This is a genomic window from Burkholderia sp. Cy-637 (assembly GCF_011753175.1).
GTDB classification, from domain to species: Bacteria; Pseudomonadota; Gammaproteobacteria; order Burkholderiales; family Burkholderiaceae; genus Burkholderia; species Burkholderia gladioli.
On the sequence record NZ_VWWC01000112.1, the window covers coordinates 1 to 24,790 of the forward strand.

13 protein-coding genes are annotated in these 24,790 nt (G+C 69.9%); 10 read left to right on the forward strand and 3 right to left on the reverse strand.

From position 1 onward, the window contains the following. The 3 genes from F3J10_RS24455 to F3J10_RS24465 all read left to right on the forward strand — a co-directional run. The coding region (locus tag F3J10_RS24455) for a non-ribosomal peptide synthetase (protein WP_167243183.1) at positions 1-9,551 on the forward strand (9,551 nt) is incomplete at its 5' end. Positions 9,552-9,666: 115 nt separating this feature from the next. Continuing rightward, entirely contained in the window at positions 9,667-11,388 is a 1,722-nt protein-coding gene (locus F3J10_RS24460) for a carbamoyltransferase C-terminal domain-containing protein (protein WP_167243184.1), read from the forward strand. A 75-nt stretch (positions 11,389-11,463) separates the two neighbouring features. Next, positions 11,464-13,827, forward strand: a complete 2,364-nt coding sequence (locus F3J10_RS24465) for a penicillin acylase family protein (RefSeq protein ID WP_167243185.1) — start codon at positions 11,464-11,466, stop codon at positions 13,825-13,827. 129 nt (positions 13,828-13,956) lie between these two features. Here F3J10_RS24465 and F3J10_RS24470 read toward each other — a convergent pair whose 3' ends face one another. Then, positions 13,957-15,102 carry a TDT family transporter gene (locus F3J10_RS24470; RefSeq protein ID WP_166915088.1) on the reverse strand — a complete coding sequence of 382 codons (1,146 nt, stop codon included), beginning with the start codon at positions 15,100-15,102 and terminating at the stop codon, positions 13,957-13,959. A 242-nt stretch (positions 15,103-15,344) separates the two neighbouring features. On the opposite strand from F3J10_RS24470, the gene F3J10_RS24475 reads away from it, so the two are divergent. The 3 genes from F3J10_RS24475 to F3J10_RS24485 all read left to right on the forward strand — a co-directional run bounded on the left by F3J10_RS24475 (position 15,345) and on the right by F3J10_RS24485 (position 17,841). Further along, positions 15,345-16,307: a LysR substrate-binding domain-containing protein gene (locus F3J10_RS24475; protein ID WP_167243186.1), complete on the forward strand. Its 963-nt coding sequence runs from the start codon at positions 15,345-15,347 to the stop codon at positions 16,305-16,307. 326 nt (positions 16,308-16,633) lie between these two features. Beyond that, positions 16,634-16,951, forward strand: coding sequence for a DUF4148 domain-containing protein (locus F3J10_RS24480; protein ID WP_167243187.1), 318 nt, complete (start codon positions 16,634-16,636; stop codon positions 16,949-16,951). Between the two features lie 86 nt (positions 16,952-17,037). Continuing rightward, complete coding sequence (locus F3J10_RS24485; RefSeq protein WP_166915092.1) at positions 17,038-17,841, forward strand: response regulator transcription factor; 804 nt, start codon at positions 17,038-17,040, stop codon at positions 17,839-17,841. A gap of 16 nt (positions 17,842-17,857) precedes the next feature. On the opposite strand, the gene F3J10_RS24490 is transcribed toward F3J10_RS24485, so the two are convergent. Further along, positions 17,858-19,012 carry an alpha-hydroxy-acid oxidizing protein gene (locus F3J10_RS24490; protein ID WP_167243188.1) on the reverse strand — a complete coding sequence of 385 codons (1,155 nt, stop codon included), beginning with the start codon at positions 19,010-19,012 and terminating at the stop codon, positions 17,858-17,860. A 390-nt stretch (positions 19,013-19,402) separates the two neighbouring features. Here F3J10_RS24490 and F3J10_RS24495 point away from each other — a divergent pair, with 390 nt between their 5' ends. Both F3J10_RS24495 and F3J10_RS24500 read left to right on the forward strand, forming a co-directional pair. Next, complete coding sequence (locus F3J10_RS24495; RefSeq protein ID WP_167243189.1) at positions 19,403-20,680, forward strand: PLP-dependent aminotransferase family protein; 1,278 nt, start codon at positions 19,403-19,405, stop codon at positions 20,678-20,680. A gap of 89 nt (positions 20,681-20,769) precedes the next feature. After that, a complete protein-coding gene (locus F3J10_RS24500) occupies positions 20,770-21,366 on the forward strand; it encodes an aminodeoxychorismate/anthranilate synthase component II (protein WP_025099823.1) in 597 nt (198 codons plus the stop codon). Between the two features lie 37 nt (positions 21,367-21,403). Here the strand turns inward: F3J10_RS24500 and F3J10_RS24505 are convergent, their stop codons facing one another. Beyond that, the gene (locus F3J10_RS24505) at positions 21,404-21,886 is read right to left on the reverse strand and encodes a hypothetical protein (protein WP_167243190.1); all 483 of its coding nucleotides are present in this window, start codon (positions 21,884-21,886) and stop codon (positions 21,404-21,406) included. A gap of 51 nt (positions 21,887-21,937) precedes the next feature. On the opposite strand from F3J10_RS24505, the gene F3J10_RS24510 reads away from it, so the two are divergent. Continuing rightward, entirely contained in the window at positions 21,938-23,473 is a 1,536-nt protein-coding gene (locus F3J10_RS24510; protein WP_025099822.1) for a catalase, read from the forward strand. 135 nt (positions 23,474-23,608) lie between these two features. Next, positions 23,609-24,220 carry an ankyrin repeat domain-containing protein gene (locus F3J10_RS24515; RefSeq protein WP_025099821.1) on the forward strand — a complete coding sequence of 204 codons (612 nt, stop codon included), beginning with the start codon at positions 23,609-23,611 and terminating at the stop codon, positions 24,218-24,220. Positions 24,221-24,790 lie beyond the last annotated feature (570 nt).

A 24,790-nucleotide genomic window follows, 5' to 3' on the forward strand; every position in this document is an offset into this window, starting at 1 on the left:
TGCCGGCGCGGGCCGCCGGCCGTCACACGCGCGTCTGGCCGGCCGCCACGCTGGCCGCGCTGAAGGTCCTGGCGCGCCGCGAGCAGGCCTCGCTCTACGAGGTGCTGATCAGCGCCTACTTCGCCTGGCTGCATCGCCTGGGCGGGCAGGACGACCTGGTGGTCGGCATGCCGTATCACGATCGCGGCCGCGCCGAGCTGGCGCCGCTGGTCGGTTTCTTCGTCAACGTGCTGCCGGTGCGGGCCCGCGTGCGCGCGCATCGCAGCGGCGCGGCGCTGATCCGCGAGATGCGCGACACGCTGCGGCACGTCTATCGCCATCACGCGCTGCCCTTCGACCGGATCATCGGCGAATGCAGCGAAGCCAGCGGCGAGCTGTTCCAGACCACCTTCGACCTGCTGCCGACCACGCTCGCGCACGACGGCCGCGCGGCCGACGGCGAGGGCCTGCGGGCCGAGCTGCTCGACGAGGCGCCGCAGGCGCTGGTGGCCGACTTGTCGGTGACCTTCCGCGAAACCGGCGAGGGCCTGGCCTTGTCCTGCGTGCATGCCGTCGATCAGTTCGACGAGGCGAGCGTGGCGCGCTGGCTCGACAACTTCCAGTTGCTGCTCGAGGGCCTGGCCGCCGACGCCTCGCGCCCGGTCGGCGAGCTGGACTTCCTGACGCCGGCCGAGCAGGCGGTGGTGGCGCGGCTGCACAACGCCGAGGTGATCGACCACGCCGTGCTGCTGGCCGAGCCGGCCGGCCCGCGAGGCGGTGCCTTGCTGCATGCGCTGGTCGATCATCGGGCGCGCGTCTCGCCCTCGGCACCGGCCCTGGTATCCAGCGCCGGCACGCTCGACTACGCAGCACTGGCGCGCGAGACCGATCGCCTCGCCGGCCTGCTGGCGGCGGCCGGCGTGCTGCCCGGCAGCGTGGTGGGCGTGGAAGCCGTGCACGGCGTGGATGCGGTGCTGGCCATCGTCGCCACGCTGAAGGCCGGCGCGATCTGCTTCCCGGTCGACCTGGCGCTGCCGGCCGAGCGGCTGGAGGCGATCATCGCCGACAGCGGCTGCCGCCATATCCTGGCCCGCGCCGGCGCGGCGCTCGGCAGCTTCGACGGGCGGCGCCTGCCGCTCGAGCACGCGGCCTGGCGCGACCAGCCGGCCCAGGCGCCGGCGCTGTCGCTGCCAGCCGACCACGGCGTGTTCCTGACCTACACCTCGGGCACCACCGGCACGCCCAAGGCCTCGGTGCTCACGCATCGCGGCGTGGCCAACTATCTCGGCACGGTGCTCGATCGCTTCGGCTACACGCCGCGCGACCGCGCGCTGCTGTTCGCGCCGCTGAGCTTCGACGCCTCGCTCGAGGAGATCTTCACGCCGCTGATCGCAGGCGCCGCGCTGGTGATCGGCGAGGAGGACGTGAAGCGCTCGGTGCCGGCCCTGCTGGACTGCTGCCGCGCCCAGGCGATCAGCGTGCTGACCCTGCCGACCGCCTACTGGCGCGTGCTCGGCGAGCAACTGGCCGCCGAGCCGGCCGCGCGGCCCGCCTCGGTGAGGCTGATCAGCGTCGGCGGCGAGAAGATCACCACCGAGGCGATCCGGCAATGGCAGCGCGGCGGCGCGGCCGAGGCCGTCGCGCTCTACAACATCTACGGCCCGAGCGAGTGCTCGATCGGCTGCATCGTCGATCGCGTCGACATCGAGCGCGCGCTGGAGGACGGCGAGATCTACCTGCGCGAGCCGGTCGCCAATGCGCAACTGCACGTGCTCGACGCGCACGGCAACCGCGTGCCGGCCGGCATGCCGGGCGAGCTCTACGTGGGCGGCGCGGGCGTCTCGCAGGGTTATCGCGGCCGCGCCGCGCTGACGGCCGAGCGCTTCGTGCCCGATCCGTTCTCGACGGCGGCCGGCGCGCGCCTGTACCGCTCCGGCGACCAGGTCCGCTACGACCTGGACGGGCGCCTGCACTACCTCGGCCGCGCCGACTTCCAGCTCAAGGTGGATGGAATCCGCGTCGAGCCCGAGGAAATCCAGGCCGTGCTCGAATCGCATCCGGCGGTGGCGCAGGCGATCGTGCTGGCCGGCGAGCGGCAGCACGCGCGCAATCCACTGATCGGCTACGTGACGCTGGACCGCCAGGGCGGCGCCCCGGCGGCGCGCGCCACCGGCACCGACGGCGCGGCCCTGGTCGACTACCTGCGCGAGCGGCTGCCGCGCCACATGGTGCCGGCCCAGGTGGTGGTGATGGAGGCCTTCCCGCTGACCACCAACCAGAAGGTGGATCGCCGCGCGCTGCTGGCGGTGGCCGCCAACGACGCGGTGGTGGCCGCGCCCGCGCTGTCGGGCACCGAGTCGGCGCTGCTGGCGCTCTGGCACGAGCTGCTCGGCGACACGCGCTTCGGCATCGACGACAACTTCTTCAGCCTGGGCGGCAGCTCGCTGCTGGCGATCCGCATCAACAGCCGCGTGGAGGCGGCCTTCGCGGTGCGGCTGCCGGTGGCGGCGCTGTTCGACTGCCCGACCGTGCGCGCGCTGGCGGCCCTGGTCGAGCGGCTGCGCGAGGGGAGCGTGGCGGGCGGGGCACGCGAGGCGGGCGCCACGGCGGCCGGCGGCGCGCTGCCGGCGATCGAGCGCATCGAGGCGCTCGCCACGCCGCTGTCGGGCGCGCAATACCGGCTCTGGTACCTGCATCAGCGCGACCCGCTGAATACCGCCTATCACCTGCCGGACCTGCTGACGCTGGACGGCGCGCTCGACGAGGCGGCCCTGCGCGCGGCGCTGGCGGCCACGCTGGCCGAGCACGAATCGCTGCGCACGCGCTTCGTGGTGGAAGGCGAGACGCCGCTGCAGGTGATCGACGCGCCGGCCGCGCCGCAACTGGCGCGCCACGACCTCTCGACGCTCGCGCCCGAGGCGCGCCGCGCCGCGCTCGACGCGCTGGTGCAGCGCGAGCTCGGCACGCCCTTCGACCTCGAACGCGGGCCGCTGGCGCGCTTCAGCCTGGTCCGGCTGGCCGGCGAGGAACACGCGCTGCTGTCGATGTTCCATCACATCGTGATCGACGGCTGGTCGGTGGCCTTGTTCCAGCAGAGCCTGGCGCGCCACTACAACCAGGCGCGCGCCGGCCGGGCACCGGCGCTCACGGCCGCCGACCCGGCCACGCGCGCGCTGCAATACCGCGACTTCGCCGACTGGCACCGCCGCCTGCTCGACGGCGGCGAGCGCGAACGCCAGCTCGACTACTGGCGCGCGCGGCTCGACGGCACGCTGCCGGTGCTGCAACTGCCTACCGACCACGCCCGGCCGCCGCAGCCGAGCGGCGCGGGCGCGGCCTTCTCCTTCGAGCTCGACGCGGCGCTGGCCGCGCGGCTGGAGGCGGTGGCGCAGCGTCACCACGTCTCGATGTTCATGCTGCTGCTGGCGGCCTACGCGGCGCTGCTGGCGCGCTACGCCCGCCAGGACGACCTGTTGATCGGCGTGCCGGCGCTGGGCCGCGGGCGGCCCGAGTTCGAGCCGGTGGTCGGCTTCTTCGTCAACACGCTGGTGATGCGGCTGCGCGCCCAGCCCTCGACGCGCTTCGCCGAGCTGCTCGACACGGTGCGCGCCACCTGCCTGGAAGCCTTCGACCACCAGGACGTCGCGCTCGAGGAGATCGCCGCGGCCGTCAACGGCCAGCGCGAACGCGACGGCAGCGGCCTGTTCCAGACCATGTTCTCGTACCAGGACGGCGCCGCGCTGGAGACGGCCCGCTTCGACGGCCTGCACGCCGGCAATCTCGAACCCGAGCATCGCAGCGCGAAGTTCGACCTGTATCTCGCCACCTGGTCGCTGGACGGCCGGCTGCACGGCGGCTTCGAGTACAGCACCGACCTGTTCGAGGCCGCCACGGTGGAGCGCCTGGCCGCGCACTTCCGCCATCTGCTGGCGGGCGTGGCCGCCGATGCGGGCACGGCGCTGCACGCGCTGCCGCTGCTCGACGAGGACGAGCGCCGCTATCAGCTGGAGACGCTCAACCAGGCGCGCCGGCCGCTGGAGCCGGGCCTGACGGTGCGCGAGCTGTTCGCGCGGCAGGCCGCGCGCGTGCCCGAGCGTATCGCGGCGAGCTGCGGCGATCGTTCCATGACCTACGCCGAGCTGGACCGCGCCTCCGATCGCGTGGCCCACAACCTGCTCGCGCTCGGCGCGCGCGACGAGGCCCTGGTCGGGCTGCTGCTCGGCCGCGATCTCGGCTACCTGGTGGCGATGCTCGGCGTGCTGAAGGCGGGCCTGGCGTTCACGCCGCTGAACCCGGCCGATCCGCTGCCCAAGCTGGAGCGTGTGGCCGAGCTCGGCAAGCTGCGCTACGTGTTGCACGACGCGGCCGGCGCCGGCTGCGCGCAGGCATTGAACGTGGCCGCCGAGCGCGTGGCGCTCGACACGCTGCTGCGCGAGCCCGAGGCGCCGGGCGCGTTCCTGCCGCTCACGCCGGCCTCGCTGGCCTACGTGATCTACACCTCGGGCTCCACCGGCCTGCCCAAGGGCGCGATGATCGAGCAGCTCGGCATGCTCAACCACCTGCTGGCCAAGATCGACGACCTCGGCATCGGCGAGCGGGACGTGGTGGCCGAGATGGCCGTCACCACCTTCGACGTGTCGATCTGGCAGTACCTGGTGGCGCTGCTGGTGGGCGGGCGCACCGCGGTGATCCCCGGCGACGCGGCCTGGGATCCGCAACAGTTGTTCGCGCAACTGGATGCCGAGGGCGTGACGGTGTTCGAGTCGGTGCCCTCGCACATGAAGATCCTGATCGACGAGCTCGAATCGCGCCCGGGCGCCGAGCGCCTGCCGGGCGTGCGCGTCTACGTCAGCAATGCCGAGGCGCTCACGCCCGCGCTCTGCGAGCGCTGGTTCGCCTGCGTGCCGCATATCCCGGTGGTCAATACCTACGGCGCGACCGAGTGCTCGGACGACACCAGCCATCTGTGGATCCGCGAGCCGCTCGGCACCGCGCTGCCCTATGTGCCGATCCAGGGCACCCTGCCGAACCTGCGCACCTACCTGCTCGACGCACAGCTCGAACCGGTGCCGCTCGGCGTGACGGGCGAGGTCTATATCGGCGGTACCGGCGTGGGCCGCGGCTACCTGGGCGACCCGCTGCGCACGGCGCGCGCCTTCCTGCCCGATCCGTTCTCGGCGCTGCCCGGCAGCCGGCTCTACAAGACCGGCGACCTGGCGCGCTACCGCCCGGGCGGCACGCTCGAGTTCCTCGGTCGCGAGGACTTCCAGGTGAAGATCCGTGGCCAGCGCGTCGAGATCGGCGAGGTCGAGAAGGCGATCGGCGATCACGACAACGTGCGCCAGGCGGTGGTGGTGGCCGCGCGTGATGCGAAGGAGCGGCTCTACCTGCTCGGCTACGTGATCCCGCATCGCCACCCGGCGCCGACCGTGCCGGAGCTGCGTGCCTTCGTGGCCGAGCGCGTGGCGGGCTACATGGTGCCGGCCTCCTTCGTGCTGATGGACAGCTTCCCGCTCAACGCCAACGGCAAGGTGGACCGCAAGCGCCTGCCGCAGCCCTCGGACCAGGACGTGTTCCGCCGTCACGAGCACGTCGAGCCGGCGGCCGGCACCGAGGCGCAGCTCGCCGAGCTGTGGCGCGAGCTGCTGGAGGTGGACCAGGTGGGCGCGCTCGACAGCTTCTTCGAACTGGGCGGCCATTCGCTGCTGGCCGCCGAGCTCACGCTCAAGCTGCGCACCCGCTTCGGCGTGGCGCTGCCGCTGCGCGCGCTGTTCGAGGCGCCGCAGCTGCGCGCCGTGGCTGCCGCGCTCGATGCGCTGCGCGACGGGCAGGGCGCGGTGGTGCCCGAGCCGATCGAGCGTTTGCCCGCGCAGCCGCATTACGAGCTCGCGCCCTGCCAGGTGCCCGAGTGGTACGCCTACCAGATGGACCCGACGAGCCCCGTCTACAACATCAGCGTGTCGGACCTGTTCTTCACCGGCAAGCTGAACCGCGATGCCTTCGTCAAGGCTTGGCAGACCCTGCTCGACCGCCACGAGGTGCTGCGCGTGAAGTTCGACTACCGCGACGGCGCGCCGATCCAGATCGTCGATCCGTCGATCGGCATCCATGCCGGGGAGGTGTTCCTCGATCGCACGCAGTTCTCGGGCGCGGAGGCGATCGACGAGGCCAACCGGCTCGGCGCGCGCTTCGGCGTGGCGCCCTTCGATTTCGCCACCGGGCCGCTGTTCCGCCTGCACGTGGCCAGCTACGGCGGCGACTTCCACCAGCTGATCTTCGTGGTCCACCACATCATCTGGGACGAGACCTCGCTGATCAACCTGATGCTGGAGATGAGCGAGCTGTACAACGCCTACGCCGCCGGGCGGCCGCCCGAGGTGCCGGCCATCGAGGTGGGCTACTTCGACTACGTGCAGTGGATGCACCGCCAGTTGCGCTCGGGCGCCTTCGACGAACACAAGCGCTACTGGCTCGACATGTATCGCACGCTGCCGCCGCCGCTGGACCTGCCGACCGACCGGCCGCGCCCGAACGTGATGTCGTATCGCGGCGGTGCGCTGCGCAGCTGGCTGCCGCGCGGCGTGGTGCGCAAGATCGAGGCCTACCTGAAGCAGCACGACGTGACGCTGTTCATGCTGCAACTGGCGATCATCGACGCCTACCTGGCGCGCATCAGCGGCCAGCACGACTTCGTGATCGGCTGCCCGATCGCGGGCCGCGCCGACGAGCGCTTGAAGCCCCTGTTCGGCCTGTTCGCCACGCCGATGCCGATCCGCTGCACGATCGACGAGGGCATGAGCTTCGCCGGGCTGCTGGCCCAGGTGCGCCAGCGCACGCTGGATGCCTTCGAGCATTACCACTACCCGTCGAACCAGGTGATCGAGCAGTTGCAGCACGAGAAGGACCTGTCGCGGCCCAAGCTGTTCTCGATTATGTACGGGGTGCAGAACAACAAGAGCGACCTGATGAGCCGGATCCGCTTCGACGGGCTGGCGCTGAGCCTGGAGAACGTGGTGGACACCGAGAACAAGTCCTCGCGCTTCGACCTGAACTTCGTGGTCGACCAGTTCGGCAGCGACATCATGTTCAGCTGCATCTACAACGCCGACCTGTTCGAAGGCGAGACGGTGCGGCAGATGCTCGACAACATGACCGCGCTGATGGAGCAGGTGCTCGACGATCCGCACCAGCCGCTCGCGCGCTACACGATGGTCGGCGCGAACGGCAATCCGCCGGCCGTGGTGCACGGCGAGCCGGTCGAGTACGACGCGCGGGCCAGCATGCACTCGCTGTTCGCCCTGCAGGCCGCGCGCACGCCGCAGGCCACCGCGCTGGTGATCGACGGCGAGCGTCACGACTACGCGACGCTGAACCGCCAGGCCAACCGCCTCGCGCATTACCTGATGTCGCTCGGCGTCGAGCCGGGCGACAAGGTGGCGGTGCTGCTCGAGCCCTCGCTGGCGATGATCGTCTCGCTCTACGCGATCCTGAAGGCGGGCGCGAGCTTCGTGCCGATCGGCTCGCAGACGCCGCAAAAGCGCATCGACGCGATCCTGCGCGGCTCCCGCGCGCGCTGGGCCCTGACGGCCGGCGCCACGCGGCGCGCCTTCGCGCAGTTCGCCTACGACGTGGTGCTGGTCGACGAGGTGATGGGCGCGCTGGGCGGGTATTCCGATGCCGATCCGGCGCCCGTCGAGCCGCGTTCGCTGGCCTACGTGCTGCATACCTCGGGCTCGACCGGCACGCCCAAGGGCATCGAGATCGAGCATCGCGGCGTGGTCAGCATGATCGCCGACCTGCAGCGTACCTATTCGCTCGATGCGCGCGACCGCGTGCTGTTCCATACGCCGTTCACCTTCGACGTGTTCATCCAGGACGTGTTCTGGCCGCTGGCCTCGGGCGCGAGCGTGGTGGTGATGGGCGACGACTGGCTGCGCAGCGCGCATGCCTACGGCGAGCTGATCGAACGCGAGGGCGCGAGCTTCGCGCAGTTCGTGCCCTCGATGCTGGAGAGCCTGGTGCAGGCGCGCGAGCGCGGCGAGATCGGCGCCTTGCCCTCGCTGCGGCACGCGGTGGTCGGCGCGGCCGCGCTCTATCGCGGCCTGGCCGAGCGCTTCGCCGCCGCCTTCCCGGGCTGCCGCCTGCATAACCATTACGGCCCGACCGAGGTGACCGTCGACGCGAGCCGCTTCGATTGCAGCGAGCCCTATGCGGGCGACACCGTGCCGATCGGCCGGCCGGTGGGCAATGCCAGCCTGCATGTGCTCGACGCGCAATTGCAGCCGGTGCCGCGCGGCGTGATCGGCGAGATCTGCGTGGCCTCGCCGGGCCTGGCGCGCCGCTACCTCAACGACGACGCGGCGAGCGCGCGTGCCTTCGTCGAGATCGAGTACCAGGGGCAGCCGCTGCGCGTCTATCGCACCGGCGACCTCGGGCATTGCGATCGCGCCGGCCTGGTGCATTTCCACGGCCGCGCCGACCGGCAGTTGAAGATCCGCGGCAACCGCGTCGAGCTGGAGGAGATCGCCAGCGCCTTGCGCGCCCATCCGTCGATCGCGGCGGCCGCGCTGCAGTACCGCGAGGACCTGGGCAGGCTGGTGGCCTTCGTCGAGCAGCCGGCCGAGGCGATCGGCGTGGCGGGCGAGCCGGGCGGGGCGCCGCGTTATGCGTTCACGCTCGAGCAGCGTCCCGAGCTGACGGCGGCGGCGCTGGCCCTGCGCGAGCCTGCGCCGCTGGCCGAAGCCGTGGCCGAAGCGGTTGCCGAAGCCGCTGGTGCGGGCGGCATGGGCGACGACGAGGGCGAGCCCGGCGTGCCCGCCGTGGCCGAAGCCGGCAACGAGCTGGCGCGGCGCTTCCCGGCCTGCCAGTTGGTGCTGACCGATGCCGCCAGCCAGGTGCTGGCCTGGATCGAGGCGGTGCCGCTGCGTGCGGACGCGATGGCGGATTCGCTCTCGCTTCCGCTCGATCGCGAGGCCGCGGTGTCGCTCGCGGCGGCCCAGCAGGATGCGGGGCAGGTGCCCGACACGCTGCTGGTGTTCGATGCGCCCGACGCCTTGCCGGCCGCGCAGGCCGAGGCGCTGGCCGCGCAATGGCGGCGCGTCGCGGCTTCGCTGGGCCTGGCGCGTTTGCGCCTCGCGTGCGACGCCGAGGCCGCCACGCTCGCGCCGTCGGCGCCGAGCCTGACGCGCGAGGCGGTGCGCAGCTGGCTGCGCCAGTCGCTGCCCGACTACATGATCCCCGACCAGGTGCACTTCATCCCGGCGATCCCGCTGACCGAAAGCGGCAAGGTCGACGCGCGCCGGCTGCCGGTGATCGAGGTGGGCGAGCGGCAGCAGCGGCAGGCCGCCAGCACCGATCGCCAACGCGAGCTGGCGGCGATCTGGACGCGCCTGCTGGGCGCGGCCGCGATCGGCGTGACCGACGATTTCTTCGAGCTGGGCGGCCAGTCGCTGAAGGCGATCGAGATGATCTCCGAGGTGAGCCGGCGCTACGGCCAGAAGATCGAGCTTCGCCAGTTCTACGAAAACCCGACCATCCGCGCCCTGGAGACGCTGCTCGACGGCCGACCCTGAACGCGGGACACGCGCGCCGGCCCGCCGCCGCCGGCGCGCGCCCGAACTCCAAGCGGACACGCATTACCACCGAATCATCGACGAATCACAACTGGACTGAAGAGGACAACACATCATGTACGTACTCGGGATCAACGCCGCTTACCACGAATCCGCCGCCTGCCTGATCAAGGACGGGCAGGTGGTGATGGCGATCGAGGAAGAACGCCTGAACCGCATCAAGCACGGCAAGCTGTCGACGCCGGAAACCACCGGCCAACTGCCCTGGAAGTCGATCCGCAAGTGCCTGGACGCGGCCGGCATCGAGCTCGACCAGGTGGCCCATATCGGCTACTCCTTCAGCCCCGAGATCCTGCAGGAAGGGGTGGCCTCGTGGCGCGCCGCGAGCGGCGGCACGCACGACTGGCCGCTCGACAAGCAGAGCTACCAGACGCTCGAGGGCGGCCTGAGCTTCGCCGACGGCGTGCTGTCCTCGCGCCGCCAGTTGATCGAGGAAGCCGGCTTCCAGGGCGAGTTCCACTTCCTGCCGCACCACGACTGCCACGCGGCCAGCGCCTTCCACGTCTCGCCCTTCGAGAAGGCGGCGGTGCTGGTGATCGACGGCATCGGCGAATGGGCCAGCACCTCGCTCTATCACGGCGACGGGCTCAAGCTCAGCAAGGTGCACGACTTCAACTTCCCGAACTCGCTGGGCTTCGTCTGGGAGAAGCTCTCGAAGTACCTCGGCTTCAGCCAGTACGACGCCTCCAAGGTGATGGGCCTGGCCGCTTACGGCGACGCCAGCAAGACCATCGAGCTGTTCTCGCGCATCGTGCCTGACAAGGCGGACATGACGGTGGATCTGTCGGTGCTGCGCCACGAGTCGCCCGACTTCTCCACGCTCGAGACGCTGTTCGGGCTGCCGCGCCGCCACGAGCCGGTCGATTTCAACACCGACAACTGGCAGGCCTACGTGGATGTGGCCGCCGGCCTGCAATTGCTGACCGAGCAGGTGCTGATCCACATCCTGCGCAAGTTCGACCGCCAGACCTACCGCAACCTCTGCATGGCCGGCGGCGTGGCGCTGAATTGCGCGGCCAACGGCGTGATCGTGCGCGAGAAGCTGTTCGACGACGTGTTCATCCAGCCCGCCTCGAACGATGCCGGCACCGCGCTGGGCGCCTGCTTCCTGATCTGGAACGAGGTGCTCGGCCAGCCGCGCAACTACGTGTTCACGCATTCCTACCTGGGGCCGTCGTATTCCGACGACGAGATCGAGGCCGTGCTCAAGCGCACCACGCTCGCCTATCACAAGGTCGAGATCGAGAAGGAGGTGGCCCAGCTGATCGCCAAGGGCGCCGTGATCGGCTGGTTCAACGGGGCGATGGAATGGGGCCCCCGCGCGCTGGGCGGCCGCAGCCTGCTGGCCGATCCGCGCAATGCCGACATCCGCGAGGTGATGAACGTCAAGGTCAAGCACCGCGAGCTGTACCGACCTTTCTGTCCGAGCATCCTCGGCGAGCAAGCCGAGGCCTGGTTCGAGGGCAGCACCGCGGCGGTGGCCGGCAAGTACATGCTGACCACCTCGGTGGCGCGCGCCGACAAGGCCGACCGGATCCCGGCGGTGGTCCATTTCGATCGCACCGTGCGGGCCCAGGCCGTCTATGCCGAGGACAATCCGCGCTATCATCGGCTGATCTCCGAGTTCTACGTGCTGACGGGCGTGCCGCTGCTGCTGAACACCTCGTTCAACGATTCGGAGCCGATCGTCTGTACCCCGCAGGATGCGATCAACACCTTCATGAAGACCGATATCGACTACCTCGCGCTCGGCAACTTCCTGATCTCCAAGCAATAAGATGAGCCGTGCCGCCGGGCGCCGCGAGAGGGCGGCCGGCGGTGTTTCCGTGTCCCGTTTCGGAATCCCGTATCCATGACTTCCCGTAAGCGCCGCCTGTCGAGGTGGCTCAAGATCCTGGCAGGCCTGCTGGTGCTGGCCGTGGTGGCGGTCGCCGTCGGCGCGACGCTGTTCCTGCGCGCGAGCCTGCCGCAACTCGACGGCGAACTGCGTGCCGCCGGGCTCGGCGCGCCGCTGACGGTGACCCGCGATGCCGCCGGGGTGCCCACCCTGAGCGGGCGCGACCGCTACGACCTGGCCTACGGGCTCGGTTACCTGCATGCGCAGGACCGTTTCTTCCAGATGGACTACCTGCGCCGCAGCGGCGCGGGCGAACTGTCGGCCCTGGTGGGCAGCGCGGCGCTCGGCCTGGATCGCGAGCATCGCCTGTACCGCTTCCGCGCGCGGGCCCGCGAGGCCGTGGCGCGGCTCTCGCCCGAGGACCACAAGGCGCTCGATCGTTACACGCAGGGCGTCAACGACGGGCTGGCCGCGCTCGGTGCGCGGCCCTTCGAATACGCGCTGCTGGGCGCGCGCCCCGAGCGCTGGCAGCCGGAGGATTCGCTGCTGGCGATCTACGCGATGTACTTCGAACTGCAGGGCAACCTGCCGGCGCGCGAGGTCGGCCGGCTGTGGTTGCGCACGCATGCAACGGCCGAGCAGCAGGCCTTCCTGCTGCCCGAATCGTCGACGCACGACGCGCCGCTCGACGCGGCCGGCATCGACGCGCCGCTCGCGCCGCTGCCCGAGAACGCGCCCGAAGGCTTCCGCGGCGGCTCGGACGGCCTGCAGAAGCGCGCCGCGCTCGATTTCCGTTCCTCGATCGGCAGCAATAGCTGGGTGATCGCCGGCAAGCGCAGCGCCAACGGCGCGGCCATCGTCGGCGACGACATGCACCTGGGCATCGCCTTGCCGAACACCTGGTATCGCGCCGCGCTGGTCACGCAGGACGGCACGCACACGCGCCGCGTGGTGGGCGTGACGCTGGCCGGGCTGCCCGGCGTGGTGGTCGGCAGCAACGGCGAGGTGGCCTGGGGCTTCACCGACGGCTACATCAACGGCCTGAACCTGGTGCCGCTCGAACACGAGGGCAGCGACCCGCTGGCGTTCCGCGTGAACGGCGTGAGCGAGCGCGCCCGGGCCTATACCGAGATGATCGGCGTGCACGGCGGCGCCGCGCAGACCATGACGGTGCTCGAAACGTCCGTGGGCCCGGTGCGGGAGATCGACGGCCGGCCCTACGCGGTGCACTGGGTCGCGCAGGCGCCCGAGGCGGTGAACCTGACGCTGGGCGGGATGGCCGAGGCCAGCGACCTGGACAGCGCGATGCGGATCGCCAACGCCTCGGGGATTCCGGCCGAGAACATCATGATCGGCGATCGCTCGGGCCGCATCGGCTGGACCATCGCCGGGCCGCTGCCGGATCGGCGCGACGTGGGCGCCGGCCCCGGCTGGCGGGGCGTGCTGCCGCCCGAGGCGGTGCCGCGCGTGGTCGATCCCTCGGGCGGCCAGCTGTGGACCGCCAACAACCGGCAACTGGCCGGCGACGCCTATCGATTGATCGGCGACGGCGGGGCCGACCACGGCTCGCGCGCCTCGCAACTGCGCGACGACCTGACGGCGCTCGGACAGACCAGCGAGCCCGCCGCCTACCAGGTCGATCTCGACGATCGCGCGCTGTTCATCACGCCGTGGCGCGACCGCGCGCTGCGCCTGCTCGACGACGCGGCCGTGGCCGGCCATCCGCAGCGCGCCGAATTCAAGCGCCTGCTGACCGAAAGCTGGACCGGGCGCGCCAGCGTCGATTCGGTCGGCTACCGGCTCGCGCGCGGCTTCCTGTATCGCCTGTCCGGCGACGTGTTCGGCGGGCTCGACACGCAGATCCACCAGCTCGATCCCGATGCCGACTACGAGCATGTGAACTCGCGCTGGTCGATCACCATGGCGCGCCTGCTCGACGCGCAGCCGGCGGGCTGGCTGCCGGTCGGCGCCGGGAGCTGGCGCGAGCTGCAACTGAAGGCGATCGACCAGGTGATCGCCGAGCTCACGCGCGACGGCGCGAAGCTCGACCAGGCCACCTGGGGCCGCCACAACACGCTGCGCATCGCGCATCCGTTCGCCTCCAGCGTGCCGCTGCTGGGCCGCTGGCTGGCGGCGCCGGCCGAGCAGGTGCCGGGCGATTCCGGCATGCCGCGCGTGGCGGGCCCGAACTTCGGGCAGTCGGAGCGCATGGTGGTGTCGCCGGGGCACGAGGAGGCCGGCATCTTCAACATGCCGGGCGGGCAGAGCGGCCATCCGCTGAGCCCCTTCTTCCTGGCCGGCCACGAAGCCTGGGTGAAGGGCGAGCCCACGCCGTTCCTGCCCGGGGAGGCGAAGCACAGCCTGCGATTCGTGCCCTGACGAGCCCCGCTGAGCCCCGAGGTGTCTTGAAGCGCTTCGGGCCGGCGCGAAGCGCGGGCTGCAATACCGAAGGGGGCCGCGATCCCGGTGGATCGCGGCCCCCTTCCATTTGGCGGATCGACGCGTGGCTCAGGCGCGGCTGGTCGCCAGGCACGGCGCGCGGAACATCCGCTCGAACATCAGGCCGCGCAGCGTGCGGGCCAGCACCACGATCCACAGCATGCCGAGCAGGCTGGCGAAGCCCAGGCCGAGGCCGGTGAAGATGCCGAAACCGGTCACGTGGGCGAGGTTGAAGGTCGCCAGCGTGTAGACGCCGATCGGAAACGTGAAGCCCCACCAGCCGAGATTGAAGGGCAGCCCCTCGCGGCGATAGCGCCACATGAACAGCAGGGCACAGGCCAGCCACCAGAGCCCGGCACCCCAGAGCAGCAGCGCGCCGAGCACGCCGAAGTCGCGGGCGGCGACGGCCACGCTTTGCAGCGCCGTGCCGGCGAAGGCCTGGCTGGCGGCATGGCCGAGCGTGAGCAGGCCGAGCGCGCCGGTGCCGATGGGGCCGAGCGTGAGCCAGCTGGTCACGCCGAGTTCGCGATGCGGCAGCTTGTGGATCACCAGGCGGAACAGCACGATGGTCAGGATCGAGAAGGCCAGCGGCACCGAGATCGCCCACAGCACGTAGCCGAGGCCGATCACCACCTGCGCGGCGGCGGGGTCCAGGTGCGGCGCCAGCAGGGCGGCGCTGGCGGCGGCCACCTCGGGCGCCACGATCGGCAGCAGCAGGGCCGCGGTCAGCTTCTCGAGGCTGTGTTCCTGCACCGTGAACACCAGGTAGGGCACGCCGATCGCGACCAGCACCGACAGCGCCGCGTCGAAGCTCCACAGGACCAGCGCGAGCTGCCCGGCCGTGTTGCCCTGCTGCGCGCCACCGAACAGCACCAGGCCATTGACGATCGGCGCCAGCCCCATCGGCAGCGTGCCGAGAAACAGCGATTGCATCGGGTGGTGCAGCATCGGCCGGATGGTGTCGCTGAACAGCACCAGGCGAGCGACGAACATCGCGGCGAACAGCGCGTAGAGCAGGATGTCGAGGCGCCACAGCCAGGCGGCGGCCAGCGTCTTGAGCGGCGAGGCGCCCGGCAGCGCGTTCAGCACCAGGTAGACCACGCCCGTGCCCATCGTCACGGCGAACCAGTTGGGCGTGAACTGGCGGATATTCTCGAGCCAGGCGGGCCGCTGGGCGGCGCGGCGGGCGAGGGCGGCTTGGGAGGTTTTCATCATGGGCTCCGATCGGATCGGGAGGAGATGAGGGCAGTCTAGGGTTCGTGGCGGGATAAGAAAAATACATATTAATGATTGGAGGCATGCTTTTTTGATATGCTTTGCGCCGGCTTCCGAGGTCTCGATCGAAAGATTGCCGCCGGGCCGGGAATAAGTGCCCGCGCGCGGTGTTTGCCTGTCATGAAGCCCGTTGCCGGCGGCATCGTCATGCCCGCCGACCGGGCCACGAGGTCTGTCCACTCATGAACTTCACGCATTTACTGGCCTTCCACGAAGTCGCGCGCGCCGGCAGCATCAGCGCCGGCGCGGAACGCCTGCACGTCAGCCAGCCCGCCGTCACGCGCGAGATCCGCGAACTCGAGGCGCGGCTCGGCCTGGTGCTGTTCGATCGCCTGCCGCGCGGCGTGGCGCTGACCGAGGCGGGGCGGCTGCTGTTCGATTACGCGTCGCGGATCTTCGCGCTGGCCGACACGGCCGAGAGCGAACTGCGCGAGTTGGCCGGCCTTGGCGCCGGCCATCTGCGGATCGGCGCGAGCAACACGCTGGGCGTCTACCTGGTGCCGGCCCTGATCGCGCGCTTCAACGCACGGCACCCGCGCATCACGATCGACTTGACGGTCACCAATACCGAAGGCGTCGAGGCCGGCCTGCGCGATCTGAGCTTCACGCTCGGTTTCGTCGAGGGCCCGTTCGATACGACCGTGCTCGATGCGCGCCCGATCGGCGCCGACGAGATCGCCGTGGTGGCCGCCGCCGGCCATCCGCTGGCCGGGCGGCGCCTCGCGCCGGCCGATCTCGCCGAACACGCCGTGATCCTGCGCGAGCCCGGCTCCGGCACCCGCGCGATCGTCGAGGAGGCCTATGCGCGGCTGGGGCTGTCGATCACGCCGCTGATGTCGGTCAGCGATACCGAGGCGATCAAGCGATTGTTGCTGGCACAACAATCGCTGGCTTATCTCTCGCGGCTGAGCGTGAGCGACGAACTCGCGCGTGGCGACCTGCAACTGGTGGAGGTCGACGCGCCGCGTATCGAGCGGGCCCTGCACATGGTCTGGCTCAAGGCTCGCTCGCTGTCGCCCGGCGCGCAGGCGCTGATGGCGCTGATGGCGCTGGTGCCGCCGGGCGCGGCCGGCGATCTCGCGGCGCCGTCGAGCGCCTCCGCCACGCCACGCCAGGCGGCAAAGGCCCGCCGCAAACCGGCCTGAGGCCGTCGCGCGGGCGCTGCCGCTCGCGCGTTTCCTGTCTTTTCCTCCCTTCCGTTTTCCCTGCACCCGCTCGCATCGTTGGATCGCGCCGCGATATCTCGCGTCGCGATGTAACCGAATCGCCGCGCCGCCCGATCTGGTGAATGACGGCACGCATTTCGCCTCGCCTGAAAAAAGATTCGGGACGAGACGGGAATATTCGTCGCGAAATGCTGTTAGCCCTTATGACAGGCACGCAACGAAGCAGCAAGCGAGCCCGTCGAGCGAACCGGAATCCATCGATTGATGAGGATTTCGAACCATTTATCCGAACCAGGAGCATCATCATGAAGAAGCTGAGCACCCTCGCCATCGCCCTTTGCGCCCTCACCGTCCCGGCGCTGTCGTTCGCCCAGGGCACCGCGCCGATCACGCGCGCGCAGGTGGTGGCCGAACTCGCGCAACTCGAACAGGCCGGCTACGATCCGGCGGCGGGCGAGAGCGTCGACTACCCGGCCAAGCTGCAGGCCGCCGAGGCGAAAGTCGCGCAACAGCAAGCCGGCCAGGTGCAGCGCGCCCAGGCTGCGAACGGCCAGAACTCGGCCGCCTCGGACCCGAACTGCGTGGGCCCGGCCAGCTTCTGCAACGTGTATTTCGGTAGCTGAGCGATGCGTGCCGCATCGAACCCGGGCGCCGGCGCCATGCGCCCCGGCCGCCCGCCATGGATCGCGACCCGCCGGCGAGGCCGATCATGAGCCGCATCCTCGTGATCGAAGCGGATCGGCAGGCATTGCGAGGTATCGCGCAATCGCTGCAGCAGCAGGGCTTGTCGGCCGACGACACGGCCTCGGCGCGCGACGCGCTGTATCGCGTGACCAGCGGCGCCTACGCGCTGGTGATCGTGGCCTACGACCTGCCCGAGATCGACGGCCCCGCGCTGGTGGCGGCGATGCGCGCGACGGGCCTGAGCGTGCCGATGCTGGCGATCGACGCCCAGGGCAGCATCGAGCGCTGCGTGCGCATGCTGAAAGCGGGTGCCGACGACTACCAGCCGTTCCCGCTGGACCTGGAAGAGCTGGGGGCGCGCGTGCTCGCGCTGCTGCGACGGCAGGCGAGGCCGCCGGCACCGGCCGACGACGCGGCCGCGGCGCGCCTGCAGGCGGGCGGCATCGTGCTGGACCGGATTCGCCGCATCGCCCTGGTGGATGCCACCCTGGTGGAACTGCGCCCGACCGAGTTCCGCCTGCTCGAATTCCTGATGCTGAATGCCGATCGCGTGATGACGCGGCGGATGATTCTCGAGGCGGTCTGGCAGCATCATTTCGATCCGGGCACCAACCTGATCGAGGTACACGTCAAGCAGTTGCGCGCCAAGCTGCGCGACCCGAACGGCCGGCGCTTCATCCACACGGTCCGGCGTGCCGGTTATTACTTCTCGGGCGATGCGCCGGATGCGCGTCGCGAGGCAAGGGACGAGGGCGGCAAGGACGATACGAACGCGCTCCCGCATCGGCGCGGCGACACACGCCCCAGCGCGCTGCATTCCCGCGCCTGAACCCGCGGCGACGATTTCACCAGCCTTCGCCGGGCGCGGCGGACGGCTCGACATGCGTGGCCGACAAATCGGCCACGCCGCGGCAGCCCAGCATCGCCAGCGTGCGATCGAGCTCGTCGCCGAGGATCTCGATCACGCGCGTCACGCCGGCCTCGCCGGCCGCCGCCAGGCCATAGAGCACCGCGCGCCCCAGCATCACCGCATCGGCGCCGAGCGCGAGCGCCTTGGCGATATCGGAGCCGCGCCGGATGCCGCTGTCGAGCAGCAGCGCGCCGCGCCGCTCGCAGGCATGGCGCGCGGCCGCGATCATGTCGATCGGCGCCACCGCGTCGTCGAGCTGGCGCGCGCCGTGGTTCGACAGGATCACGCCGTCGACGCCGAGCTCCAGGCAGGCCAGGGCGTCGTCGGTGCCGAGGATGCCCTTCACCAGCAGCCGATGCGGCCAGCGATCGCGCAGCCGCCTCAAGTCGTGCCAGTTGAAGCTCGCGTCCATCTGGCGGCGCAGCAGCGCGGCCTTCACCTCGACGCTGGCGTGGTCGTCGGCGCCCACGTTGGCCAGCGTCGGCACGCCGCCCGCGCGCAGCAGCGCGGCGCTCCAGCGCGGATGGCGCAGCGTGTCGAGCAGCAGGCCCGGGCTGGGCCGCAGCGGTAGCGCGAAGCCGTTGCGCAGGTCGCGCTCGCGCTTGCCGTTGAGCGGCACATCCACGGTTACCACCAGGGTGCGATAACCTGCGCGCGCGGCGCGCTCGGCGAGGCTGTCGGCCAGCTCGCGATGCATCACGTAGAGCTGGAACCACAGCTCGCCGCCCGCTTCGCCGGCCAGGCGCTCCAGCGAGACGTTCGAGGCGGTGGACATCGCGAACGGAATGCCGGCGCGCTGCGCGGCGCGGGCCAGCGCGATATCGCCTTGCGGCCAGATCAGGCCGTTCAGGCCGGTCGGCGCCAGCACGAAGGGCGCGGCGAGCCGCTGGCCGAGCAGGGTGGTGGATAGCTCGCGCGAGGCCACGTCCACCAGGCGGCGCGGCACGAAGGCCAGGCGCGCGAAGGCGTCGCGATTGCGGCGCAGGCCGCGTTCGTCCTCGGCGCCGCCGTCCAGGTAGTCGAACACGCGGCGCGGCAGCCGGCGTCGGGCGAGCTTGCGGAAGTCTTCGACGTTGATCGGTGGCGGCATCGGCGCGGTTCGGAAGTCCGGTGAGGCGGGGCGGGGCGCCCGGCGCGAAAGCGCACGAGTGTAAACGCTGGTCCGGCGGTTTGTCGCGTTTCCCGCCGTGCACGATACCGTCGGTCTCGCGGTGGCCTGGATTGAATCGCGCCATGCAACAGCACGCGAATTTATCAAGAAAAATCAGCAAATAATTTATCGATCGCCGACGGTGCTATCGTAGCCGCCAGATTGCGCGCCGCTGCTTTCGCAAGGAAGCGGCACGCGATGCACAGAACGAAATGACGGCGGCTCGATGCCGTCGATATGGCACTGAGAGACATCCCGAAGCCATCGCCTGGCGGGCCCGACCGGCCAGCCGCCGCGCCTCGGGACATGCACAGGATGGGAGAGAGGGCCTTGTCGACTCAAGCAAGCGCCGGAGCCTCGCGGCTCTCGGTGATGAATTTCCTCAACGAGGCCGCCAACGAGTATCCGCAGGCGATCTCCTTCGCCTCGGGCCGCCCGGCCGAGCAGTTCTTCTCGCTGGAAGGCTGGCTGGAGGCGGTGCCCGACTACCAGGCCCACGCGGCCCGCGCGGCCGGCCAGGACCTCGCGCTGGCGGGCCGACGGCTCGCCCAGTACGGCCGCACGGCCGGCATCATCAATGCCCTGATCGCCGAGCAACTGCGCCTGGACGAGGGCGTCGACTGCGATGCCTCGCAGGTGGTGGTGACGGCCGGCTGCCAGGAGGCGCTCGCGCTGCTGGTGCCCGCGCTGTGCCGCGCCAGCGGCGACGTGATGCTGGCGCGCAATCCCACCTATATCGGCGTCACCGGCGTGGCCGATTTCGCCGGCATCGAGATCCTGCCCGTCGAATGCGAGGCCGGCGAGAACTGGGAGCAGGCGCTGGCCCGCACCGCCGCCGCGCTGCGCCGCGCCGGCAAGACCGCGCGCGGCTTCTACCTGACCCCCGAGTTCGACAACCCGACCGGCACCGTGCTCGACGAGGCCGAGCGGCGCTCGATCATCGCCGGCTGCCTGGAGCATCGCATCGTGGTGCTCGAGGACAATCCCTACGGCATGTTCCGCTACGACGGCGAGCCGACCAGGCCGATGATGGCGCTCGATCCGGCCGGCTGCGTGATCTACCTGGCCACCTATTCGAAGACGCTGTGCCCGGCCGTGCGAGTCGGCGCGGCGGTGTTGCCCAGGCGCCTGTTCGGCAGCGAGCAGGCCGCCGAACGCCTGCGCGCGGAAATCTCGGAGCGCAAGAGCTTCGTGACCGTCAACACCAGCCAGGTGACCCAGGCGCTGGTGGGCGGCGTGCTGCTGCGCGAGGGCCATAGCCTGCGGCGGCTGGTCGATGCGCCGCGTCGCTTCTACCAGGAAAATCGCGACGTGCTGCTGGGTGCGCTCGAACGCGCCTTCGGCACCGATGGCGAGATCCGCTGGAACCGCCCCGACGGCGGCTTCTTCCTCGGCGTCACGCTGCCCTTCGAGTTCGGCGAGCGCGAGACCGTGGAATGCGCGCGCGATCACGGCGTGATCGTGATGCCGATGACCTTCTTCTCGCTCGACGCCTCGCGTCGCCGCGAAGTGCGGCTCGCCTTCAGCAATGCCGGCGCGGCCGAGATCGAGGCCGGCGTGGCGCGCTTCGCCAGCTACCTCGGCGAGAAGCGCGCCTCGCTCGCCTGAGCGGCCGGACGCGGCGGCCCGCTCCCACCCGGAGCGGTGCCGATCCGCGCGGCCGTGTCCTCCCTCATCCATGCAAGGACCGTGCGCCGATGTGCCAAGCCCTGATCATCGATAACTTCGATTCCTTCACGTACAACATCTTCCAGCAGATGGGGCAGGTCTGCGGAGTCGAGCCGACCGTGGTGAAGAACACCGCCTCGCTCGACGAGATCGACTTCTCGCGCTACGACTGCATCATCGTCTCGCCGGGCCCCGGCACGCCGGCGGTGCCGGCCGACGTGGGCATCAGCGCCGACGTGATCCGCGATACCGAGCTGCCGCTGCTCGGCGTCTGCCTCGGCCAGCAGTGCATGGCGCACCTGTACGGCATGGAGGTGGTGCATGCGCCGGTGCCGATGCATGGCCGCGTCAACGTGATTCGTCACGACGGGCGCGGCGTGTTCGCGGGGCTGCCGGAGGAACTGTCGATCGTGCGCTACCATTCGCTGGTGGTGAAGGCGGTGCGCGAGCCCTTCGAGCTGTGCGCCTGGGGCGAGGACGGCGTGATCCACGGCATCCGCCACCGCACGCGGCCGCTGCATGGCGTGCAGTTCCATCCCGAATCGATCTGCACCGAGGCGGGCATCGAGCTGTTCCGCAACTTCCGCGATATCGCCCTCGAGCACAAGAGCCACGTGGTGGCCTGAGCCGCCGCCGCGCAGCGTTCCTCGCCAAACGACATCGTCACGGCTTCATGCCGGCGATGTCGTTTTTTATTGCGCGGAAAACAAGCGTGGCGCATGCTGCTTTATCCGGGGCGCCGCGGAGTCGTTGCGCGCGCATCGAGTGGACTGGTCTGTCCTGCTGTTGGTTAAGACAGGTTCGAGTCCGGCACTGACTGAAAACGCGCGCGATATTACCGAAATTCCTCGATGTCCGGTAAATCATGGACATGAAATTCCATCGAAAAAATGCTGCGTCGCGATAGTTGTCAATTGGACGATGCGTCCGGAAATTGCGAAAAGTCAGTAACGAAAAGAAGAAAAATGTCGGAATACTGATCAATTCAAAGCTTTCGTAAACGCCGTCACATCCTTGATGGATGGGCGTTTTCAGCCGATTTTCGATGTCTTCGATGGTCTTCGATAGTTCATATGATTGAGGCTGCCTATTTGCGCCATTACCAATACCAATTGGAATCGCGCGGCCTGTCTCAATAGCATTCACTCGTCTCGATAACCGGTATCCCCAGTGGTGTCACTTCCTCACGGAGACGAAATGAACAAACAGAAAACCCTGTCGCGATGGGCAATCCCCACCGCCGTCGGCCTGATGATGTCGTCGATGGCGTTCGCGGCAAACCTCACGCGCGATAACGGCTCGCCGGTCGGCGACAATCAGAACTCGCAGACGGCAGGCCCGAGCGGCCCGGTCGTGCTGCAGGACTCGCACCTCATCGAGAAGCTGCAACGCTTCGATCGCGAGCGCATCCCCGAGCGCGTGGTGCATGCGCGCGGTACCGGCGCCTTCGGCGAATTCGTGGCCGACGCGGACATCTCGGACCTGTCGGTCGCCAAGGTGTTCACGCCGGGCGCGCATACGCCGGTGTTCGTGCGCTTCTCGACGGTGATGGGCTATCGCGGCTCGCCCGAGCAGGCGCGTGACCCGCGCGGCTTCGCCACCAAGTTCTACACCAGCGAAGGCAACTGGGACCTGGTGGGCATCAACCTGCCGATCTTCTTCATCCGCGACGCGATCAAGTTCCCCGACTTCGTCCATGCCAACAAGCCCAGCGCGGTGACGGGCGTGCAGGATCCGAACCTCGCCTTCGACTTCTTCGCACATACGCCGGAAGCCACCGCGATGCTCACGCGCCTGTATTCGGACGAGGGCATGCCCAACTCGTACCGCAACATGGACGGCTTCGGCGTGCACGCCTTCAAGCTGGTCAACGCGCAGGGCGAGGTGCACTACGTGAAGTTCCACTGGAAGAGCGCGCAGGGCATGCAGGGCATTCGCCCGCAGGACATCCCGGCCTCGATCGGCAAGGACTGGAACCTGATGAGCAACGATCTGTACGGCGCGCTCAAGCGCGGCGACGATCCGAAGTGGGACCTCTACATCCAGGTGCTCAAGCCGGCGGATCTCGACAAGTTCGACTACAACGCGCTCGACGACACCAAGGTCTGGGCCGACGTGCCGGAGCGCAAGATCGGCACCATGACGCTGAACCGCGTGCCGGACAACTACTTCGAGAGCACCGAGGAATCGGCCTTCGCGCCCTCGCGCATGGTGCCGGGCATCGAGCCTTCGGAAGACCGCATGCTGCAGGGCCGGATGTTCTCCTACGCCGATACGCAGATGTACCGCCTGGGGCCGAACTTCAACTCGCTGCCGATCAATCGTCCGCGCGTGCCGGTGGTCAACAACAACCAGGACGGGCTGATGAACGCGGGCGACCGCAAGGGCGAGGTGAACTACGAGCCCTCGACGCTCGGCGAGATCCCGCAGGATCCGAAGTACAAGTACGTGCAGACGCCGCTGTCGGGCACCACCCAGCAGGCCGCGATCAAGAAGACGCTGAACTTCCGCCAGGCCGGCGAGTACTACCGCTCGCTGTCCTCGCAGGGCAAGGCGGACCTGGTGACGGCGCTCTCGGGCGACCTGAACCACGTCAGCAACGACGACAACAAGATCACCATGCTGTCGTACTTCTACAAGGCCGACGCCGACTACGGCAAGCGCCTGGCCTCGGCCACCCACGCGGACCTGTCGCGCGTGCAGGCCAAGGCGGCCACGCTGAGCGACATGTAAGCGGCGCGCGCCGTCGCGAGCCGACGGCGCGCCGCCCGGGCCGGGAGCAGGGGGCGCGGCATCACGCGCCGCCCGCGGCCCGGGTCGCCCGTTTCCCGAATCCGCATTCCCGGCACTTCGACGGAGCCCTATGACATGCCATCGCGCTGCAGCCCATCCTCGTTCCTCAAGGCCCTCGTCCCCGCGCTGCTGCTCGCGCTCGGTGCCTGCGCGGCACCCGAGCTGCACAAGCCGGAACCCGGCGTCGCGGTGCAGGATATCCACCATTACGACGACGACTGGTTCGCCGCGGCCCGCCTCGGACGCACCGACATCCTCGAAGCGCTGCTGCAGGCCGGCTACCCGATCGATTCGACCACCCGCCAGGGTTACACGGCGCTGATCCTGAGCACCTACGACGCCCAGCCCAAGGCGATGGAATTCCTGCTCGAGCATGGCGCGAACGCCTGCCTGGGCGACCGCAACGGCAACACCGCGCTGATGGGCGCGCTCTTCAAGGGCGAGCTGGACAGCGCGCGGCGCCTGATGCGGACCGATTGCCCGATCGACCAGGTCAACAACTCGGGCGAGACCGCGCTCTCGTTCGCGGCGCTGTTCGGCCGGCTCGACCTGCTGCCGGAACTGGTCAAGCGCGGCGCGAACCCCGATCACGCCGACGCGCGCGGCACCACGGCGCTGCGGCTCGCGCAGGCGCAGGGCAACGACGCGGCCTATCACGCGCTGCTGACGGTGGGCGCGACCCGCTGAGCGCTGGCCAGGGCAGGGCGGAGCCGCGCTCGCGGCGCCGGCTTGCCTGCCGCAAGACATCGAACCGGCTGGCCGGCGAATCCCGGTCGCGTCATGGTACGGCCGGCCCGGCGCGATTGTCCTTTCCTCGCATTTCTCCAGACGAATCCTCGTGCCCCGAACGGCGTCGCGGGCTGCGCAGCGGCGCGGGTTCCGCGCTTGACCCGGCCCGATTTCCCGCGGCCTATCCCAGCCCCTCCCCAGCGCCGGCTGCCGATGCTAACGTACGGTGATCGAAAAAATAGATCGCGATAATTTGGCGAGGCTTCCGCCAAAAAGGGGCGGTGCCTAGGATCGTCATCACGCTGCGGTGGCTTCATCGAGCGACAAGCGGCCGGAGCTTGATCCGGTCGACACACAATCACGCCGACACCGATCTGGAGACCGGATGCAATCCCACCCTGCCTGCGCCGAGCCACCCGGGCGCAAGCCTTCGTTCCCGGCATCCCCGGCGCGCCCGGGCGCCTGGCGAGGCGCCAAGCGGGCCGCCGCGCTGTCGCTGGCGCTGGTCATGGCCGCCGCGGCAGCCTG

Bases quoted from the DNA above. Each gene is read 5' to 3' on its own strand.
- F3J10_RS24460 (WP_167243184.1), top strand. From the start codon at position 9,667: ATGTACGTACTCGGGATCAACGCCGCTTACCACGAATCCGCCGCCTGC.
- F3J10_RS24465 (WP_167243185.1), top strand. From the start codon at position 11,464: ATGACTTCCCGTAAGCGCCGCCTGTCGAGGTGGCTCAAGATCCTGGCA.
- F3J10_RS24470 (WP_166915088.1), bottom strand. From the start codon at position 15,102: ATGATGAAAACCTCCCAAGCCGCCCTCGCCCGCCGCGCCGCCCAGCGG.
- F3J10_RS24475 (WP_167243186.1), top strand. From the start codon at position 15,345: ATGAACTTCACGCATTTACTGGCCTTCCACGAAGTCGCGCGCGCCGGC.
- F3J10_RS24480 (WP_167243187.1), top strand. From the start codon at position 16,634: ATGAAGAAGCTGAGCACCCTCGCCATCGCCCTTTGCGCCCTCACCGTC.
- F3J10_RS24485 (WP_166915092.1), top strand. From the start codon at position 17,038: ATGAGCCGCATCCTCGTGATCGAAGCGGATCGGCAGGCATTGCGAGGT.
- F3J10_RS24490 (WP_167243188.1), bottom strand. From the start codon at position 19,012: ATGCCGCCACCGATCAACGTCGAAGACTTCCGCAAGCTCGCCCGACGC.
- F3J10_RS24500 (WP_025099823.1), top strand. From the start codon at position 20,770: ATGTGCCAAGCCCTGATCATCGATAACTTCGATTCCTTCACGTACAAC.
- F3J10_RS24510 (WP_025099822.1), top strand. From the start codon at position 21,938: ATGAACAAACAGAAAACCCTGTCGCGATGGGCAATCCCCACCGCCGTC.
- F3J10_RS24515 (WP_025099821.1), top strand. From the start codon at position 23,609: ATGCCATCGCGCTGCAGCCCATCCTCGTTCCTCAAGGCCCTCGTCCCC.